This window comes from Glutamicibacter sp. ZJUTW, assembly GCF_008370855.1.
Taxonomy (GTDB): Bacteria; Actinomycetota; Actinomycetes; order Actinomycetales; family Micrococcaceae; genus Glutamicibacter; species Glutamicibacter nicotianae.
The window spans coordinates 932857-952132 of sequence record NZ_CP043624.1; the positions used below are offsets into that span (position 1 = coordinate 932857).

General features: G+C 61.9%; 20 protein-coding genes and 1 pseudogene. 14 read left to right on the top strand and 7 right to left on the bottom strand.

The features are described from left to right. Positions 1-15: 15 nt before the first annotated feature. Complete coding sequence (locus tag F0M17_RS04380) at positions 16-615, bottom strand: GNAT family N-acetyltransferase (protein WP_168201950.1); 600 nt, start codon at positions 613-615, stop codon at positions 16-18. An 85-nt stretch (positions 616-700) separates the two neighbouring features. On the opposite strand from F0M17_RS04380, the gene F0M17_RS04385 reads away from it, so the two are divergent. The 8 genes from F0M17_RS04385 (at position 701) to F0M17_RS04420 (ending at position 7780) form a co-directional block, all read left to right on the top strand. Beyond that, entirely contained in the window at positions 701-1252 is a 552-nt protein-coding gene (locus tag F0M17_RS04385) for a 1,4-alpha-glucan branching protein (RefSeq protein ID WP_149596515.1), read from the top strand. 84 nt (positions 1253-1336) lie between these two features. Further along, positions 1337-1633 (top strand): Asp-tRNA(Asn)/Glu-tRNA(Gln) amidotransferase subunit GatC, encoded by a 297-nt coding sequence (gene gatC / locus F0M17_RS04390; protein ID WP_038989805.1) that lies wholly within the window; start codon positions 1337-1339, stop codon positions 1631-1633. Between the two features lie 5 nt (positions 1634-1638). Further along, entirely contained in the window at positions 1639-3177 is a 1539-nt protein-coding gene (gene gatA, locus F0M17_RS04395) for an Asp-tRNA(Asn)/Glu-tRNA(Gln) amidotransferase subunit GatA (protein ID WP_371737254.1), read from the top strand. Between the two features lie 5 nt (positions 3178-3182). Then, a complete protein-coding gene (gene gatB / locus F0M17_RS04400; RefSeq protein WP_149596516.1) occupies positions 3183-4691 on the top strand; it encodes an Asp-tRNA(Asn)/Glu-tRNA(Gln) amidotransferase subunit GatB in 1509 nt (502 codons plus the stop codon). A 312-nt stretch (positions 4692-5003) separates the two neighbouring features. Next, the gene (locus F0M17_RS04405; protein WP_149596517.1) at positions 5004-5591 is read left to right on the top strand and encodes a GNAT family N-acetyltransferase; all 588 of its coding nucleotides are present in this window, start codon (positions 5004-5006) and stop codon (positions 5589-5591) included. 95 nt (positions 5592-5686) lie between these two features. Further along, on the top strand, positions 5687-6220 hold the full coding sequence (locus F0M17_RS04410) for a GNAT family N-acetyltransferase (protein WP_149596518.1): 534 nt from the start codon (positions 5687-5689) through the stop codon (positions 6218-6220). A 207-nt stretch (positions 6221-6427) separates the two neighbouring features. Beyond that, positions 6428-7309: an aminoglycoside phosphotransferase family protein gene (locus tag F0M17_RS04415; protein WP_038989799.1), complete on the top strand. Its 882-nt coding sequence runs from the start codon at positions 6428-6430 to the stop codon at positions 7307-7309. A gap of 168 nt (positions 7310-7477) precedes the next feature. After that, complete coding sequence (locus tag F0M17_RS04420; RefSeq protein ID WP_149596520.1) at positions 7478-7780, top strand: hypothetical protein; 303 nt, start codon at positions 7478-7480, stop codon at positions 7778-7780. 169 nt (positions 7781-7949) lie between these two features. On the opposite strand, the gene F0M17_RS04425 is transcribed toward F0M17_RS04420, so the two are convergent. Together F0M17_RS04425 and F0M17_RS04430 are read right to left on the bottom strand one after the other, a co-directional pair. Continuing rightward, entirely contained in the window at positions 7950-8633 is a 684-nt protein-coding gene (locus tag F0M17_RS04425) for an HAD family phosphatase (RefSeq protein ID WP_038989797.1), read from the bottom strand. A gap of 30 nt (positions 8634-8663) precedes the next feature. Then, positions 8664-9110 (bottom strand): MarR family winged helix-turn-helix transcriptional regulator, encoded by a 447-nt coding sequence (locus F0M17_RS04430; RefSeq protein ID WP_038989796.1) that lies wholly within the window; start codon positions 9108-9110, stop codon positions 8664-8666. A 114-nt stretch (positions 9111-9224) separates the two neighbouring features. On the opposite strand from F0M17_RS04430, the gene F0M17_RS04435 reads away from it, so the two are divergent. The 3 genes from F0M17_RS04435 to F0M17_RS17415 are packed head-to-tail and all read left to right on the top strand — an operon-like array spanning position 9225 to position 11514. Beyond that, positions 9225-10406, top strand: coding sequence for an MFS transporter (locus F0M17_RS04435; protein ID WP_149596521.1), 1182 nt, complete (start codon positions 9225-9227; stop codon positions 10404-10406). A 45-nt stretch (positions 10407-10451) separates the two neighbouring features. Next, the gene (locus F0M17_RS04440; protein ID WP_149596522.1) at positions 10452-11282 is read left to right on the top strand and encodes an aldo/keto reductase; all 831 of its coding nucleotides are present in this window, start codon (positions 10452-10454) and stop codon (positions 11280-11282) included. 4 nt (positions 11283-11286) lie between these two features. Continuing rightward, positions 11287-11514, top strand: a complete 228-nt coding sequence (locus F0M17_RS17415) for a hypothetical protein (protein WP_168201951.1) — start codon at positions 11287-11289, stop codon at positions 11512-11514. A gap of 204 nt (positions 11515-11718) precedes the next feature. Here F0M17_RS17415 and F0M17_RS04445 read toward each other — a convergent pair whose 3' ends face one another. From F0M17_RS04445 to F0M17_RS04460, 4 genes and pseudogenes are all read right to left on the bottom strand, one after another. Further along, entirely contained in the window at positions 11719-12657 is a 939-nt protein-coding gene (locus F0M17_RS04445) for a ketopantoate reductase family protein (protein ID WP_168201952.1), read from the bottom strand. 530 nt (positions 12658-13187) lie between these two features. After that, a pseudogene (locus F0M17_RS04450) lies at positions 13188-13436 on the bottom strand (N-acetyltransferase); the annotation flags it as partial. A 92-nt stretch (positions 13437-13528) separates the two neighbouring features. Further along, positions 13529-14716 carry an MFS transporter gene (locus F0M17_RS04455; RefSeq protein ID WP_246857132.1) on the bottom strand — a complete coding sequence of 396 codons (1188 nt, stop codon included), beginning with the start codon at positions 14714-14716 and terminating at the stop codon, positions 13529-13531. Positions 14717-14862: 146 nt separating this feature from the next. Beyond that, complete coding sequence (locus F0M17_RS04460) at positions 14863-15768, bottom strand: LysR family transcriptional regulator (RefSeq protein ID WP_149596524.1); 906 nt, start codon at positions 15766-15768, stop codon at positions 14863-14865. Between the two features lie 134 nt (positions 15769-15902). Here F0M17_RS04460 and tdh point away from each other — a divergent pair, with 134 nt between their 5' ends. The 3 genes from tdh (at position 15903) to F0M17_RS04475 (ending at position 19273) form a co-directional block, all read left to right on the top strand. Further along, the gene (gene tdh, locus F0M17_RS04465; RefSeq protein WP_038989792.1) at positions 15903-16955 is read left to right on the top strand and encodes an L-threonine 3-dehydrogenase; all 1053 of its coding nucleotides are present in this window, start codon (positions 15903-15905) and stop codon (positions 16953-16955) included. Positions 16956-16986: 31 nt separating this feature from the next. Then, entirely contained in the window at positions 16987-18186 is a 1200-nt protein-coding gene (locus F0M17_RS04470) for a glycine C-acetyltransferase (RefSeq protein WP_149596525.1), read from the top strand. Positions 18187-18256: 70 nt separating this feature from the next. Next, complete coding sequence (locus F0M17_RS04475) at positions 18257-19273, top strand: LacI family DNA-binding transcriptional regulator (protein WP_149596526.1); 1017 nt, start codon at positions 18257-18259, stop codon at positions 19271-19273. Positions 19274-19276: the final 3 nt, after the last annotated feature.

A 19276-nucleotide genomic window follows, 5' to 3' on the forward strand; every position in this document is an offset into this window, starting at 1 on the left:
TTCGCGGGGTGCCGCTCAGCCTTGCTGGGCGAAATATTCGCCGGAGAGCAGGCTCAGCAGCACCTGGTCGTGGAATGCCCCGTCATGGAAATACACCTCGCGTTGGCGTCCTTCCTGGATGTACCCGGCGTTTTCATAGGCCTTGATGGCCCGCTGGTTGAAGGCGGCAACGCACAGGCTGATCCGGTGCAGCCCCAGCTCGCGGAAACCGTAGGCTGACATCAGCTTCGTGGCGCGGGTGCCGAAGCCCTGGCCGACAAAGTCCGGGCCAATCATCACCGCCAGCTCGGCCGCGCGATGCGGCAGCTGTCCGCCATGCAGCGTGATGTGGCCGATGAAGCTTCCGGAGCCGCGCTCGAAGATGCTGAAACCGGCATCGCCGCTATTCGGCTCGTTGCGGCTCCACTGGGCGAACATGTCCATGAGCCCAGTCTCGGGGCGCGGCTTGATGATCCGCTGCTGGAGCACCGCCCAAGCCGGGTCATTCCACCACCGGGCCATGGCCGCGAAGTCCTCCGGCTCGGACTCGCGCAGTTCAACGGCGGCATCGCGCAGCAGGCGCTCGCCGTACTGCTGCGCCTGCTGGAGATCATTCCACGGCTCATCGGTGTGCATGGATCCATCGTAGGAGCTTTTGCCCGGACCAAGAACCATTGCGCCAACACTTGTGCCTAATACGAGCTGTTGACAGACTATGCTCATGGGAATCGTCTACAACACCACCATGTCTCCAACGAAGACCGAGCTGGTGACCGCCTGGCTGGCCAAGCAGGAGTTCTACACCGGCCAGGGCGCCCCGAAACTTGAGAACATCGGCGGATTCCGCCTCGAAGACCCGCAGGGCGAGGTCGGCATCGAGCTGAGCTTCTACGCCGACCACGCCGACACCTCCGACGTGGTCTACCACGTTCCATTGACCTATCGAGATGCCCCTATCGAAGGCGCGGAGCAGCACCTGCTGGGCACCAGCGAGCACGCGATCCTGGGCCTGCGCTACGTCTACGATGCCGCCGGCGATCCCGTCTTCCTCGCCCAGGCCCGCGAGCTGCTGGCCGGGAACGCGGTGCCGCAGCACCGCACCGAATCCTTCACCGACGATCCGCGGATCCGAGTCAGCGGGCAGACCGCCGGCAAGCAGGCGGAGATCATCCGCAAGCCGGTGGCCGGCGAACCAGCCGAAGCAGGGGTGATCGGGTTCTGGGAGAACGCCCTCGGGCAGGATCTGAGCGGTTTGGTATTGCGCACAGCATAATGAAGGCCCCGGAATAATGCCTCGGGCCCGGCGCGCAAGGGATAGACTTGTCTATGAAACCCAACCGCCATTCTAGGGAGATACATGTCTGCCATCAGCCGTGAGGACGTTGTGCATCTGGCACACCTTGCCCACATCGAGATGAGCGACGCGGAGCTGGACAAAATGACCGGTGAACTCGACGCTATCGTCGGTGCCATCGCGTCCGTCAGCGAAGTCGCCGCCTCCGACGTCCCAGCCACCAGCCACCCGATCCCGCTGACCAACGTGTTGCGCGAAGATACGGTGGGGCAGACGCTGAGCATCGAGGAAGTTCTGCTCAACGCGCCTGATTCGGACTCGGACCGCTTCAAGGTCCCGGCAATTCTGGATGGTGAATAATCCCAGTGAATGAACTGATCAAGCTTTCCGCCACCGAGCTGGCAGCCAAGCTGCGCGCCGGCGAGGTGACCTCCGTCGAAGCCGTGCAGGCCCACCTTGACCGCATCGCCGAAGTCGACGGCACCCTGAACGCCTTCCTGCACGTGAACGCCGACGAGGCGCTCGCCGTGGCCGCCGAGGTGGACGCGATCCGCGCCGCCGGCGGTGCCGGAGCCGAAGCCCTGCACCCGCTGGCCGGCGTGCCGATCGCCATCAAGGACCTGATCGTCACCAAGGGCCAGCCCACCACCGCGGCATCGAAGATGCTCGAGGGCTGGATGAGCCCGTACGACGCGACCGTGATCGAGAAGATCCGCGCCGCCAAGCTGCCGATGCTGGGCAAGACCAACCTGGACGAATTCGCCATGGGTTCCTCCACCGAGCACTCCGCCTACGGCGTGACCCGCAACCCGTGGGACCTGAACCGCATTCCGGGCGGTTCCGGCGGCGGCTCGGCCGCAGCCGTGGCCTCCTTCGAGGCACCGCTGGCCCTGGGCACCGACACCGGCGGCTCCATCCGCCAGCCAGGCGCCGTCACCGGCACCGTCGGCGTGAAGCCGACCTACGGTGCTGTCTCGCGCTACGGCGCGATCGCCATGGCCTCCTCGCTGGACCAGATCGGCCCGGTCTCCCGTACCGTGCTGGACTCGGCCTACCTGCAGGAACTGATCGGCGGGCACGACCCGAAGGATTCCACCTCGCTGCCGAACGCCCTTGAAGGCCTGGTGGCCGCCGCCGAATCCGGCGCCGCCGGGGACCTGGAGGGCCTGCGCATCGGCGTCATCAAGGAATTGACCGGCGAGGGCTACCAGGAAGGCGTGCAGGCGCGCTTCAACGAATCGCTGGAACTGCTCAAGGCTGCCGGCGCCGAGATCGTCGAGGTCTCTTGCCCGAACTTCAAGTACGCGCTGGGCGCCTACTACCTGATCATGCCTTCGGAGGTCTCCTCCAACCTGGCCAAGTTCGACGGGGTGCGCTACGGAAAGCGCGTGCTGCCGGAAGACGGCCCGATGACCATCGAGCGCGTCATGGGCGCCACCCGCGCCGCAGGCTTCGGCGACGAAGTCAAGCGCCGCATCATCCTGGGCACCTATGCGCTGTCCGCCGGCTACTACGACGCCTACTACGGCTCGGCGCAGAAGGTCCGCACGCTGATCCAGCGCGACTTCGACGCCGCCTTCGAGCAGGCAGACGTGCTGGTCTCGCCGACCGCGCCGACCGTGGCTTTCGAGCTGGGCGCGAACGACAACGACCCGCTGGCCATGTACCTCAACGACGTGGCCACCATCCCGGCCAACCTCGCCGGCGTCCCGGGCATCACCGTGCCTGGCGGCCTGTCCGAGAACCTGCCGGTGGGCATCCAGTTCCTGGCTCCGGCCTACGAGGACGCCCGCTTGTACCGTGCCGGCGCGGCGCTGGAAGCGCTGCTCGAAAAGCAGTGGGGCCACTCGCTGATCTCGCAGGCACCAGCCATTGACACCGCTTCGATCGCGCAGGAGGCCTAGGCACCATGAGCAACTACACCGATGAACTGGTCGACTTCGATACGGCGCTGGACCGCTACGACCCGGTCCTGGGCTTCGAGGTCCACGTCGAGCTGAACACCAAGACCAAGATGTTCTCCGACGCCCCGAACGCCTTCGGCGACGAGCCGAACACCAACGTCACCCCGGTGGACCTGGGCCTGCCCGGCGTGCTGCCAGTGGTCAACAAGACCGCCGTGGAGTACTCCATCCTGATCGGCCTGGCCTTGAATTGCCAGATTGCCGAGAAGTGCGGCTTCGCCCGGAAGAACTACTTCTACCCGGACACCCCGAAGAACTTCCAGACCTCCCAGTACGATGACCCGATCGCCCACGACGGCTGGCTGGATATCGAGCTGGAGGACGGCGAGGTCTTCCGCGTGGAGATCGAGCGCGCCCACATGGAGGAGGACGCCGGAAAGCTGACCCACATGGGCGGCGCCGCAGGCCGCATCCAGGGCGCCGACTACTCGCTGGTGGACTACAACCGCGCCGGCGTGCCGCTGGTGGAAATCGTCACCAAGCCGATCGTGGGCGCCGGCAAGCGCGCCCCGGAGCTGGCCCGCGCCTATGTGGCGGCGATCCGCGAGATCGTGAAGAACCTGGGCGTCTCGGATGCGAAGATGGAACGCGGCAACGTGCGCTGCGACGCCAACGTGTCGCTGATGCCAAAGGACGCGGACAAGTTCGGCACCCGTACCGAGACCAAGAACGTGAACTCCCTGCGCGCTGTGGAGCATGCAGTGCGTTTCGAGATCGAGCGCCACGCTGCAGTGCTGGATTCCGGGGCCAAGATTGTCCAGGAAACCCGCCACTGGCATGAGGACACCCGCTCCACCACCTCGGGCCGCCCGAAGTCGGACGCCGATGACTACCGCTACTTCCCGGAGCCTGACCTGGTGCCGATCGTTACCACCGCCGAGTGGGTCGAAGAGCTGCGCTCACGCCTGCCGGAGCCTCCAGCCGAGCGCCGCAAGCGCCTGAAGGCCGAGTGGGGCTACGCGGACAAGGAATTCCGCGACGTGGTCAACGCGGGTGTGCTCGACGAGATCGAAGCCACCGTGGCTGCCGGCGCAAGCGCTGCCGTGGCCCGCAAGTGGTGGATGGGCGAGATCGCGCGCCTGGCCAAGGCCGCGGACAAGGAGATCGCTGATCTGGGCGTCACCCCTCAAACCATCGTCGAGCTGAACTCGTTGATCGAGGGCAAGAAGATCAACGACAAGATCGCCCGCCAGGTGCTTGAATTCGTCATCGCCGGCGAAGGCACCCCAAGCGAAATCGTCGAGAAGCGCGGCTTGGCTGTGGTGAATGACGATGATGCCCTGGGCAAGGCTGTGGATGACGCCATGGCCGCCATGCCTGATGTGGTCGAGAAGATCAAGGGCGGCAAGATGCAGGCCATCGGTGCGCTGATGGGCCCTGTCATGAAGGCCACCCGCGGACAGGCCGATGCCGGCCGCGTTCGCGAGATCGTGATGGAGAAACTGGGCCTGTAAGGTCCGCATTCTTGCAGCGGCGGCCCGTATTCCCGGTGGGGAGTACGGGCCGCCGCTGTCTCGTTTGGGCTTCTTCGTCATCGGCTCCCTGCATGCACTGCATCGAAGCTGGCCGAAGGGCCGGCATCACGGCACTGCCGGGAAGCCGAGTGCTGGTTATCAAGCCGAATGCGGCTTGGCGGCTGCACGCGGATGGATTCGGAGAGGTCGAACCCGGACTCCGGGTTCGCTAGAGTATGCGTAAGCACATGCACAGGCCCCTCCGGGGGCTGAGTCGAATGCATTGAGCTGACCGAGGCTGAAGGAATCGCAATGATCGAAATTAAACGGGTTGATGCACTGGCCGGATTTCAGCCATCGGACATTGCCGCGGTGCTCGTCGGCGGTTTCGCCGAGGACTTCGCCTATTTTTCGAAGAATCAGGAAACGTTGGCGCGGGCGTTTGCCCACATGATCATCCCGGAACGTTTTTATGTGGCGCTGGTGGACGGGGTTCCCGCCGCCATCGCGAGCCTCACCGAAGCCGATCAGGAGTGCTTCACGCCGGACCGGAGCGAATTCCAGCGCCATCTCGGAACGTGGCACGGGCTGATCAGTTATTTCATCGTCCGCACGCAGTTCCTGGGAGCTTTCAAGGGGGCTCGGCCCGGACTGGCGGAAATCGGATTCGTGACTACCGCACCCCAATACCAAGGCCGTGGGGTGGCCACGGAGTTGATGAAGCACCTGCTGGCCCTGCCGTTCGATGAATTCGTGCTCCGCGATATCAAGGACACCAATGTCGCTGCGTTGTCGCTGTACCGCAAGCTCGGTTTTAGCGAGTCGGATTCGCGCCCGGCCAGGTTCACGAAACGTGCTGGCTTTTCGCGCTACGTTTCTATGAACAGGAAAGCCGCATAGCCATCCCTGTGCCGCTCCGGGTCCCCTGGTTCGAGCAATACGAAGTTGCCACGGTGGTCGGCCGAAGGCAACGCCGTTTTGGATAGGCTTGGGCCATGAATATCTCGTTCACGCCGTTGGGTCCTGAAGACAGCGATGGCATTGTCACATTTCTGCTCGGCAACAAGTTCCCTTTCCATGTCCGTCGAGACTGGACGCAGACGGAGCTGCGGGCACTGGTTGATGGCGGAAGATATTGGAACAGCGAGAGCCAAGGTTTCTGGATCATGGGCAATGGCGATTGCCTGGGCATGGTTGTTCTTGAAGATCTGGAAGACGACACCCCGATGTTCGACCTCCGCCTTGCGGAGGCTTATCGGGGGCAAGGATTGGGTACGCAGATACTGAAGGAACTGTGCACCAAGGTCTTCAATGAGAACCCGGAGACTGTGCGCTTCGAAGGGCAAACCCGGGAAGACAACATTGCGATGCGCAAGGTGTTCCTGAAGTCCGGCTTCCTCAAGGAAGCCCACTACCGGATGGGCTGGCCAGCTGAAGACGGCTTACGATTGGCTTCGGTCGCCTACGCCATTCTCCGCCAGGACTGGGAGTCAGGAGAAACGACCGCCTTCGACTGGAACGATGTGTAAATCTGAGTTCTACGCCCAGGGTTTCAAGAAGCGGGGAGGACCAGCACGTCCCGGGTAATTTCCAGATGCCCCAAGTGCTGGTTGAATTCGATTTGCGCCTGACTCTGCGTGATTTTGGGCAGATCGGCCTGAAGAACAAGGTTGAGGCCTGCGAATGAGGACGATTACGATTGAGCGATGAACCTGCCACCGGTTAAGAAGACAGCCATGCCCGAGGCTGAAGTGTCCATTGATCTGGCATTGGTGCGCGAGTTGATTGCAGCACAAGCTCCGCAATGGGACCATGAAAAGATCAGTTACCTGGCTACCGGTTGGGATAACGAAGTCTATCGTCTCGGAGAATCCCTGCTGATTCGTTTGCCCCGGCGACAGCTGGGGGAGGACATCGGAGTCAAGGAGCGACGCTGGCTCCCTCAGCTGGCACACGACTCCGGGGTGGACATCGACCTGGCGATCTTTGAAGGCCGTCCCACTTCCAGTTATCCCTTTACCTTTTCGATCTGCCCCTACGTTCCGGGCATAAGTGCAGCTCGGCTCAATCGGCAGGAACGCGATGAATACGTGCAGGAGTTTGCTCGTTTGCTGAGAGCCATCCATCAAATCGCAAACTCGACGGAACCACGAAGCGACTTCCGAGGCTGCGCATTGTCCCAAGTTGATGAGCGGACTCGAGTGCAAATCTCAACCTTGGACCCGTCGTTTCAGAGGGCGGCATTGGAACTTTGGCAGGAAGCGCTGGATGCGGAGGTGTACGAGGGCAGCCCAGTGTGGCTGCACGGAGATCCGCATCCATCCAACACTGTTGTAGACGGCGAAGAGCCATCCCTGACCGTTTCTCTGATTGACTACGGTGACTTATGCGTCGGCGACCCGGCATCAGATCTAGGCATGTGCTGGATGCATTTCAGTTCCGCGGGCATCGGCCAAGCCTTCGAGGCATACGGCATCGCGGTGGGAAGCCCAACGTGGAGGCGAGCGCGAGGCTGGGGTCTGCGCTACGCCATGATGACCGCAAATCTAGGCGCCGACGATCTTCTGGGCATAGTTGGGCGGGAGACCCTGAACTCACTCTTGGGTAGTTCCGTGTAGGCGCACTCCAGATCCATCCGACCTGTCTCAGTCCGTCAGCTGAGTTCCAAATGACCTTAGGAATCCTGATCGGTCCTTTTGACGATAGAACGATTTCAACGTCAATCGTAGGATTCATAATCGGAGGTCTTCGACAACGCCGCAGGAGTGTTTCCTTAGACTTGATTCATGGAGACCAGCAAGCGCCAAAAGTACGTTGATTACTTGGTGGGTGAACACGGATATGACGCCCGGGTAACACCATGGGGTATCTATATTGAATACCCCAATTTCGACGACAACGGCACGGCCGTCGTGAATTGGCGGGTTACGGAACACGAACTTGCTGGTTTGAACGGCATTCGAATGCCGAGAGGGTTTACCGGTGGCCAACAGTACGCATTTTCGGAATTGAGAGGAGCTCTTCATGCATTCACTGGTTCTCGCGGGACCATGCACGGGGCAAGTATGAGAATAGAAATAGATAACTGACAACGGCTACAGAGCCAAGCCTTGACCAGTTATCAAGAACGTGATTTTGAGCCGAGTGTTCGATTCCGTTCGCGTGGTTGAGCTGGCGCTCGTGCCGCAGCAACGACTTCGCTCGAGAACCGTGGGGCTGGGTTGAAGTGATGTCCGGGTCTGGGAGGCATGAGCTCAGTTAATTCTGGGTGAGAAGTCCTGGCAACTGAGCCATGTCCGTGAACACGGCGGTGGCCCCCGCGGCCAAGAGGTTTTCCCTGGTGCTGCTGATAGGTCCGCCTGGGCAGTAGCCGAAGACCGTAGCTCCGGCCGCGACGCCTGCAGTTACGCCGGTGACAGTGTCCTCGATGACCGCTGCCTGGCTCGGATCGATTCCCAAGCCAGCAGCCGCTGCCAGATAGACATCCGGAGCAGGTTTGCTCCGCGCGCACTCCATGCCGCTGTAAACATGCTCGCCGAAGAATGGTGCCATTTTCGTCAGGGACAACTGCATCTCGACTTTTCCGCGGTCAGCTCCTGTGGCGCATGCAATTATGCCGTTGTAGTTTGCGGAGATGTGTTTCACTGCATCCAGGGCACCAGGTATGGCCTGCAAGCCTTCACGTAGGGCAATATCTCGACGCTGCCTGAAGGCAGCGATCCACTGCTCATCAATTCGTACACCCGTATTCACAAAGATGGGTTCCCACTGGTCTTTCAGGGCCTTGCCGATGAAGATGCTGATGCATTCTTCCTGGCTGATGTTCCATCCCAACTCAATGAGCATTTCGCGGAGCACTGCGTTGGTGATGGATTCGGAATCGACCAACACGCCATCGCAATCGAACAGGGCGGCGGAGAATTTTGGACGCGACAAGGACATGGCTGGCTCTTCCTTCAAATGTGCGATTCGCTAGACTGCGGAGAATTCGTGAAGAATGCGGGCCAGCGGCGCCAGCTCAGGCTGTTCTTCGGCCTGTTTCAGTACGCGTTCCAACGTGGCATCGTGAATGGGCTTGGCTTTTTGATACAGCTCGTGGCCTGCGGGGGTCAGCTCGGTATAGATTCCACGACGGTCATCGGCGCACAGAACTCGCGAAAGCAGGTTGCGGTCTTCGAGCCGGGTGACCAAGCGCGTGGTTGCACTCGGGCTCAAGGCGGTGGCGCGGGCGAGCTGAGCCATGCGCATATGCCACCCATCCTGCCGATTCAAGGCGTCCAATAATGTGTACTCGACCACAGAAAGGCCGACCTGGGCAGTCAGATCCTTTTCCAGTGCGGCATCGATTAATCCGTGCAATGACGCCAAAGTGCGCCATCCGCGAGCACGGATTTCGACAGCATCATCTGCGATTCCCATGGTTCCTCCAACAAATACTTGCTTGCGCCTATTAGTTGCGTGTGCAACGATATTGACTATCGCGCAATAACAAGCGTGTGCAACTAATTTGTCCAGTCTATCAGGAGTATCGCTATGCCGCTCGGCCTTATTGCGTTAGCCATCGGTGCCTTCGGCATCGGGCTTACTGAATTTGTCATCATGGGCTTGTTGCCAGATGTGGCCGCCGACTTCGCCGTCAGCGAGGCAGCAGCTGGTTGGCTCATTTCCGGATACGCACTCAGCGTTGTGGTTGGTGCATTGGGGCTTACAGCGGCAACCATCCGCTTGCCGCGCAAGCCGGTGCTTGTCGGCCTGCTGGTCTTGTTTATCGTTGGCAACTCGCTCACCGCAATCGCTTCAACTTATGAAGTGGCCATGCTCGGCAGGGTGATTGCCGCCTTGTGCCATGGTGCCTTCTTCGGCATCGGCTCGGTTGTAGCTGCCGACATGGTGCCGGCCAACAAGCAGGCCGGCGCCATTGCCATCATGTTCACTGGCCTGACCGCAGCCAACGTTTTGGGCGTACCCTTTGGAACCCTGCTCGGCCAGCACTCAGGGTGGCGCTCGACCTTCTGGGCAATCTCCGGCATCGGCGTTCTGGCGCTCGTTGGGATTCTTGCACTGGTTCCGGCCATCAGGCACGTCGCCGAGGGAATCTCGCTGCGCCAGGAAATTGGCGCATTCACCTCGCTGCAGGTCTGGCTGTCCCTGGGCGTCACCATCCTGGGCTACGGCGGCATGTTCGGTGCCTTCACCTACATCGCCTACACCTTGACCGAAATTACCGGATTCAACGCAACCACCGTGCCTTGGCTGCTGATGCTCTTCGGAGTTGGCCTCTTCGCAGGCAACTGGATCGGCGGGCGCATGGCCGATAAGAGCATCGACCGCACACTGCTCTTCTTCATCTCCGCGCTGCTGGTGGTGCTTGTCCTCTTCGGATTCTTTGCAGGCAATCAGGTCGCCACCGTACTCGCTTTGCTGTTCATGGGCGGTTTCGGCTTCGGCACCGTTCCTGGCCTGCAAAGCCGCATCATGCATTACGCCGGCGACGCGCCCACCTTGGCCTCAGGCGCCAACATCGGTGCCTTCAATGTTGGCAACGCCCTAGGTGCATGGGCCGGAGGACTCGGCATCGCGGCAGGACTCGGATACACCTCTCCGATCTGGATTGGTGCACTGATCACCCTCGTTGCGTTGCTCGTTATCGTTCTGGCCATGATCTTGGCCAAGAAGGCTTCAGTCGCATCGCCCCAGCTGGTCGCAGCCGGCTAATCCGCAGTTTTCCCCTCTCCCACAACTAATTTTTAGGAGCTAGGCATGGTTACCGCCATTCCAACCATCACCCTGAACAACGGCGTAGAAATGCCCCAAGTAGGATTTGGCGTCTTCCAGGTCCCCAACCAGGAAACCACCGACGCAGTGAGGTCAGCTCTCAAGGCTGGCTACCGCAGCATCGATACGGCCGCGATTTACGGCAACGAAGAGGGTGTCGGCAAGGCTTTGGCCGAGTCTGGAATTGCTCGTGACGAACTGTTCATCACCTCCAAGGTCTGGATCGCCGACATGGGGTACGAACCGACTATGGAAGCCTTCGAGGCAAGCCTTGAGCGCTTGGGCCTGGACTACCTCGACCTGTTCCTGATTCACTGGCCAGCCCCGGAAAAGAATCTCTACGTTGAGACGTGGAAGGCGCTGGAGAAGCTGTATGCAGAGAAGAAGATCCGCGCCATCGGCGTGTCGAACTTTCAGCCGGCGCAGCTGGAGAAGCTGATCGATGAGGGAACGATCGTTCCTGCCGTGAACCAGGTGGAGTTGCATCCGGCGTTGCAGAACCGCGAGGTGATTGCGGCCAATGCGCAGCATGGCATTGCCACCGAAGCCTGGAGCCCCCTGGCTCAGGGTGCCGTGCTCACCGATGAGACCATCCTGGCGATCGCGCAGGCCCATCAGGTGACCGCCGCCCAGGTGATCCTGCGCTGGCACTTGCAGCAGGGCCGGGTGATCATCCCGAAGTCTGTGACTGAATCACGCATCGCTGCGAACCTGGATCTGTTCGGCTTCGAGCTGTCCGCCGCGGAATTGGCATCAATTGACGCGCTGGATAGCGAAGGCCGCACCGGCCCGCATCCGGAGACCTTCAACGGCTGATTTGATGACAGCAACCTGGATGCTGCCCATGCCCTCAAACAGCCACGGGCAGCATCTCAGGCTTGGATCTTCCAGGCACGTTGTGAACGAAGAAGTGTTACTGGGACGCTTTCCCCGTACCTTGCCGCGCGAATTGTTCTTCAAGGAGCGCAAGGGCCTTTTCGCTCGCATTCCTTATCCGATTCAGCGCACCAATGATACTTATGCTCGCGAAGAGAATAACGAGAATTAGAACAACGAGCAGCCAGGTGTTTTCCATGCTGCAACTCTTCCAGATCTTCTCACCGGCGTCTATCGAAGACGCTCAGCACTGCGGAGAGGCGCAATCAGGTCAAATCAGGCATGCATTCCAGCATCGGCTCGCCGTCTGCAAGCGGAACCCTGACCGGGGCAGTGCTGGCGAAACCACAGTGCATCCCCCAAAAGACAAGAGCCGCTAGGCCGAGGGGTGTAGGGCTGCTCCGTCGAGCAGGGTCATCGCGCGGTAGATGGTGCGGTGGATGGGAACCGGGACTGCGTGATGTTGAGCCAGCCGGACGACAGTACCGTTTTGCTCCTCGAGTTCCGAGGAACGCCCTGCGGCCAGATCGCGTTGCATTGAGGCGGTGCTATCCGGGCTGAAGGCGTCGAATTGCGCCATCATCCGGGCCACGTCCGATTCGCCCAGCTTCGCCCCGACGTGGCCGGCAAGGGTAGCAACCTCTCGCATGGCATCTTCGACCAGGGCTCGGGTTTGCGGGTTGGTGCGGGTTTGGCCAACCGGTTGGCGGCATAGTGCGCCGACTCCGCCGTAGGAGGTGATGAGCATGAATTTTCGCCACATGTCGGTGATGATATCGGCCGAAACGGTCGTGGCGACTCCTGCTGCGTTCAAGGCGTGGGCCAGTTGCGTGGCCCGGGTTGTTGTTGTTCCGTCGAGTTCGCCCAGGGTGATGGCTGGTTGCCCGCCGACGTGGTGGACGGTGCCGGGTTGCTGGAGGTAGGAAATGATCATGGCGACCCCGCCTAGTGCGTGGCCCGGACCGACCGCTTCGGTGATGCGCTCGGAGGCCGTGACGCCGTTTTGCAGCGGCAGGACCGCGGTGTTCGGCCCGATCAAGGCGTGCGCCCCGCTCATGGCTGCGGAGACCTGCCCGGCTTTGCAGGCCAGGATGACCGCGTCGCAAGCGCCGATTGATTCTGCCGCGGTGCTGACACTGGCCAGAGGGGTGGTGAAGCCGAGACTCCCATCCCCGGTGGTGACGGTGATCCCGTGTGCGGTGATGGGTGCGATGTGTCGTTCGGTGGCCAGTAGGTGTACTTCGGATCCGCTCTTGGCCAGGGCGGCGGCGAAGTATGCGCCGACGCCGCCAGCGCCGATGACTCCAATTTTCACAGTGCTGCTCCTACTTATTCCAAGTTTGGATGTGCTGGCCGGTTAATTGGTGCCGGTGGCACTGATTTGGCTGATTCGCGCCAGGTGCCGCTTTGCACAGTGGATCGTTATATGTGTATTCCCGTATTTGATGATTTGACCACCAAAGAAAGGGAAAAGGAAGTAGCGGGTCATATTACGGAAATATGTATCGGTCTGCACCGACCCATATGTTCACATGCGGCACGCGCTAGGGGAGGAGCCTCGAGATCTGGGTAGGCTCTTCTGATGGTATCCGCTTTGGATGTCTGCTCGCTGAGCATGGCGAGCACCATTGCGCAGAACCCTTCGTCACCAACGATTTCGAAAGGACTTAGAATCCAGGCCGGGTGGCTGCGGTGAGGCTATCCCACAGTTTGGCGGCCGGGAAAGCAACCACTTTCGCGGTGCTAGTTGCGCAGGTTCGTGGTCTTCCACGTTCAGCATTCACGTCTGGTATTTCTGATTTCTTGGTCCAATTATCGACCTCGGTCAGGGATGCGGGTCTTGCTCCTGTGAGGCAGCCCGCTAACTGGAACATTGAGCCGGGTGGTGAAGGCCAGCATTGAACCCTCTGACTGCAATGCCAGCCGCCTGTCGACTTCTTCGCGCATGTTCTCCGGACGCGGCACCGAGGTGTACCAGAGGTTACACAACTCGCCGTCGCTGGCAGCCTGCACCAGATCGTCATGGTGGTCCATGGATAACGGTTCAAGGGTGACATGGGCACCGCGCAGAGTGAGTAGCTCAAGGGTTTTCATGCGGATACTGTACGCGCCGAAAGGTCCTCGCGGCACCCCTACCTCGCTGTCGTTTTCTGTGGCTGTAGGGCATTGCAGGATCCGGGAACGGGTTAGCTGGCGCTCTGCGGCCGATCCGCGGATGAAGCCGTGGAACGCATCATGCTGGCGCCGCCGGCCACCGCCACAGTACAGGCAACAGCCAGCGCGCCCAGACCCAGTGGCAGGGTAACTGCACCGGCTACCAGTCCCACGAGGATCGGACCACCTGCATCTCCCACCTCGCGTCCAAGCTCGGCGCTGCCCATGGTGCGGCCCATGCGTTCTGGCGGCGTGGATGCCGCCAGGCGTGCGAATCCGAGCGGGGTAATCAGGCCGACTCCCAGACCGATCGCCGCGGCGCCCAGCAGGATCACCGGTACGGACGGAACTGTCGCGAAGAGCACCACTGCTGCAATCAGCAGGACCGCCCCGACTAGCATCAGGGTGTTGGCCCGTTGCGGGGCTGTATCGTGAATCCGCCCGATCCGCGGCTGAACCACGGCCGAGATGACGGTCAGAATGCTGACGGCTCCCATGCCGATGATCGGGTCCGCGCCGAGGCGGGCTGCCAGCAGCGGGATGAAGCCCACCGCGGCCCCCAGAATCGCGGTGGCTACGGCCAACAAGAGCACCGGGCCGAGGAAGGCCGGCGCGGTGGATTGCTTCACCATGTCAGCCAGGGTGGAGCGCTGCTTGGGCAGCACAGGTATGGACGGCATGCGAATGCCGGTCCACAGGGCCGCGCCCAGCGAGAGCACTGCCAGGACCAGGAATAGAGCCGGCAAGCCAGCCCAGGTGATGAGGGCTGCTCCCAGCAGCGGACCACCGGCATATCCAAGCCCCTTCCACGACCCGTATTTGCCGAAGTAGCGTCCAGCCATGGACGGCCCGACCATCCGGGCAACGGCCGAAGAAGAGGCTGGGGAGAAGCCTGCCGCGGCGGCTCCCTGCGCCAGGCGGGCAAGCGCGAGCAGCAGCGGGGATGCGGCGAAGGCACCGAGCAATGAGGCCGCCGCGAACACCAGCAGTCCGCCCACGATTACCGGCTTCACCCCGATCCGGTCGCTCAGCGCACCGAAGACCGGTTTCAAGATGACCTCGGCGATGTCGTAGGTCGCCAGGATGAGGCCGAGGGCGGCAAAAGACAGGCCGAGATTTTCGGTTTCGGTGCCAAGCGCCGCAGCGACGCCGTGGGCGCCGAAGGCCGTCGTGAATCCTGCCAAGTACAGCGGACCCATGCCGCGTTTCTGATCAACCACGCCCCCAGCTTAACTGCGGGAGTCGCGTCGATGGCCATCCTGCATGCATATTTCGGCGGTTTACTCCGGAACGTGTTCCTTGCAGATTCTCAAGCAGCCAGGTTTGATTCAGCGGCGGCTTCGGCAGGTGGAAAGGAAGTTCCCGTCTAGGCGCCGACAAGCCCCTGGATGGTTTGCCGGATCGCCTCGATGACGTCCATGACTGGTTCACGGTGGAGGTGCTCCGCACGCACCAGAACGTCGATTTGTCGACCGGCTGAAAGGCCTTTGATTGGTCGTAAAGTCACCATACTGTCCAGTGATTTCCGTGCGGTATATCGAGGCAGGATCCCGAGGCAGCCGCTGGCTGCAACCAGAGCGCCGGCGGTGGCGTAATCATTGACCCGGTGCTCGATTCGCGGGCCTTGGCCAGCCAGTGCGGCGATGGTTTCAAGGACATCGGCCGGTGAGTACCCTGCGCGTGAAACGACCCATGGTTCGTCGATGACCTGTTCGGGGGAGAGTTGTTCGAATTCGGCCAGAGGATGATCCCGGTGGATTGCGACATCCAGCGGTTCGAAAGCCAGCGGGATGACGCTGATCCGGTCTTCTGGCCAAGGGGCCGTGTGCGGCATCCGGTGTGCCAATACCAGATCGTACGTCGAGGTCAGGGCAGGGAAATCCTGCTGCGAGACATCCTCGTCGGAAAAGCGCAGCGGCGGCAACTGCCCTTCCGGGTAGCTCAGCAGCGGGGCGAAGATGGTCTGCCCGATGGAGTGGAATCCGGCGATCCGGATGGGGGTGTCCCGTTCCTGCTCCTGGGTGCGGATTCTCGCTGACACCTCGGCCAGGGTCGAAGCGACCGAGGCCGCTGCGGACGCCAGCAATTTTCCCTCGGCAGTCAGCACCAGCCTGCGTCCGTCCTTCTGGGTCAGGGGCGCAGGGAAGTTGCGTTGCAATTGCGCCAAATGCTGCGAGACCGCCGAAGGCGAGACGAAAAGGGCCTTGGCGACAGCGTTGACGCTGCCCAGATCCGCGAGTTCACGCAGAATCCTCAACTGATGCAATTCCATGAAGTAAATACTAAATCGTTGGATCAGTAAATCAGTGATCTTCTAAGGTGTTACCGCGTGCTGTTGGGTGCGACACTTGAAGCGATCCCATGTCTGTCTTGCGCACAGCAGGTGCACAATCCTAAGGAACCAGCATGAAAGCACTGTACAAGTCCGGCCCGCACGCGGGACTGGAACTCGTTGACCGCCCAGAACCGGAAACCGGCGCCCATGACGTGAAGATCCGCGTCATGACTGCTGGCATCTGCGGCACCGACCTGCACATCGAAGCCTATGACGATGCAGCCAAGGCCATGATCAATACCCCGCTGGTTCCCGGGCACGAATTCTATGGCGAGGTCGTGGAGGTCGGCAGCTTCGTCCACGGTGTCAAGGTCGGCGACCGCGTCTCCGGCGAAGGGCATGTCGTGTGCGGGCTGTGCCGCAACTGCCGCGCGGGCCGCAAGCAGATGTGCATCAACGTCGACTCGGTAGGCGTGCAGCGCGACGGCGCCTTCGCCGAATACGTGGTCATCCCCGAAAGCAACGTCTACATCCACCGCGACGAGCGCATCACCCCGCTGCTCGGCGCCATCTTCGACCCTTTCGGCAATGCCGTGCACACCGCGCTGCAATTCCCGATGGTCGGCGAGGATGTGCTGATCACCGGTGCAGGCCCCATCGGCCTGATGGCCGCGGCAGTGGCCCGCCACGTCGGCGCCCGCAACATCGCCATCACCGATGTCTCCGAGCAGCGCCTGGAACTGGCCCAGAGCATGGGCATCGACCTGGCCGTGAACGTCGCGAACACCCGCATCAGGGAAGCGCAGCAGCAGCTGGGCATGGTCGAAGGCTTCGACTACGGCATGGAAATGTCCGGGCACAAGACCGCCTTGCCGGAAATGATCGAGAACATGAACCACGGCGGCAAGATCTGCATGCTCGGGCTGCCCAGCACCTCCATCGATATCAACTGGGGCAAGGTGGTCACCCACATGCTGACCCTGCGCGGCATCTACGGCCGCGAGATGTTCGAGACCTGGTACGCCATGAGCGCCATGCTCACCTCCTCGGAAGTGATGCGCGAGCGCATTGCCTCGGTGGTGACCGACTTCCTGCCGGCCACCGAATGGCAGCAGGGCTTCGAAGCTGCCCGCAGCGGCCACGGCGGCAAGGTCGTGCTCGACTGGACCGTTTTCCCAGGCTAAGAATTTCCCGGATCAACAAGGAGTATTTGCAATGTACACGGATCTCAAAGACCAGCTTGCCGCCGAACTGGACGAGCTGAAGTCCTCCGGCCTGTTCAAGGCAGAACGCCACATCGACTCGGCCCAGTCCGCGTCCATCCTGGCCGGCTCGCTGGGTGACGATGCACGGAAGGTGCTGAATTTCTGCGCCAACAACTACCTGGGGCTGGCCGATAACCAGCAGATCATCGACGCCGCCAAGTCCGCCATGGACGAGCGCGGCTTCGGCATGGCCTCCGTCCGCTTCATCTGCGGCACCCAGGACCTGCACCTGGAATTGGAAGCCAAGCTCTCCAAGTTCCTGGGCACCGACGACACCATCCTGTTCTCCAGCTGCTTCGATGCCAACGGCGGCGTTTTCGAGTCGCTGTTCGGCAAGGAAGACGCCATCATCTCCGATGCGCTGAACCACGCATCTATCATCGACGGCATCCGCCTGTCCAAGGCCGCGCGCTTCCGCTATGCCAACCAGGACATGGCCGATTTGGAAACCCAGCTGCAGGCCGCCGCGCAGCTCAACGACGGGGCCGGTGCACGCCGCACCATCATCGTCACCGACGGCGTCTTCTCCATGGACGGCTACCTGGCACCGCTCGAAGCCATCTGCGATTTGGCCGACAAGTACAACGCGCTGGTCATGGTCGACGACTCCCACGCGGTGGGCTTCATGGGCGCCACCGGTGCCGGCACTCCCGAGCATGCAGGGGTCTCGGACCGCGTGGACATCTACACCGGCACCTTCGGCAAGGCCCTGGGAGGAGCCTCGGGCGGCTACGTCTCCGGCCGCGGCGAAATCGTCGCGATGCTGCGCCAGAAGGCCCGCCCGTACCTGTTCTCCAACTCGCTGGCCCCGTCGATTGTCGCCGCGACCCTCAAGGCGCTGGACCTCGTGGTGGATTCCGGGGACCTGCGCGAGAAGCTCTTCGAGAACGCCGCGCACTTCCGCCGCCGCATGACCGAAGAGGGCTTCGAGCTGCTCGACGGCGAGCACGCCATCATCCCGGTGATGTTCGGCGACGCGGTCAAGGCCGCAGAGGTGGCAGGCAAGATGCTGGAACAGGGCGTCTTCGTGACCGCCTTCAGCTTCCCGGTGGTGCCCAAGGGCGCCGCGCGCATCCGCGTGCAGCTCTCCGCCGCGCATTCGGCCGAGGACATCGAGGCTTGCGTGCAGGCCTTCGTCGCCAGCCGCTGACCAGCTCGGTTGGCCCGGCGCCGTGTTTCAATAGGGATGACGAATTGGCATAACCAAAGGCGGAGGGCTCATGGCTACCAGGGATGATGTGGCGCGCTTGGCCGGCGTATCTCCCAGTACCGTGTCCTACGTGATCAGCGGCAGGCGCACCATTTCCGAGGCGACCAAGGCCAGGGTCCTGGCGGCCATGCGGGAGCTGAACTACACCCCGGATGCCTTTGCCCAGGGCCTGGCCGGATCCCGCCGGGGGATCCTTGCCCTGCACTTTCCCACCAGCGTGGACGGCTATTCCTCCACCGAGTTCGAATACGTCACCGCCGCCATGGAGCGTGCCCGCGCGCTGGGCTACCACATGCTCTTATGGTCCAATCCGATGACCGATGTCATGGGATTGGAAAGCCTGGTCGGGCAGAAACTGGTGGCCGGGGTGCTGCTGATGGAAGTATCGATCAATGACCCGCGCTTCGATGTCCTTCGGCGCGCGGGCATACCTTTCGCTTCCATTGGCCGTCCCGATGACAATGCCGACCTGTCCTATGTCGATAATGATTTCGCCCAGGCCGGGCGCATCGCGGTGGACTACCTGGCGGACCTCGGCCACCAATCCATCATGTACATCAACGTCTCCGTGGAAGACCAGGAGGCCGGCAACGGTCCGGCCATCCGCACGGCCCGCGCCATCTCTGAAGCCGCGCGCCTCCGCGGCATGTCGATGCGGGAAGTCCCGGTGGAAAACAACGCGCGCGGCGGACGGACGGCGCTGGATGCCTACCGGGACCTGCACCCGCGCCCCACGGCGGTGCTGGCGCTCAAGGAATTCGCCACTGCCGGTTTCGTCAACGCCGCTGGCATGGCGTCGTTGCGCATCCCAGAAGACCTCTCGGTAATTGCATTGGGTGTCGGCGATCGCTCGGCCGAAATGGTAGCCCCGGCACTGACCACGGTCGCCCCACCGGGCGAGGCGGTCTCCCATGCGGCGGTGGACGCACTGGTGCAGAAAATCGAAGGCCGTTCCCAGGGTGCCATGCAGCAGCTTATCGCGCCGCTGATGACGGTCCGCGACAGCACCGGCCCGGCTCCGCGCTGAGCA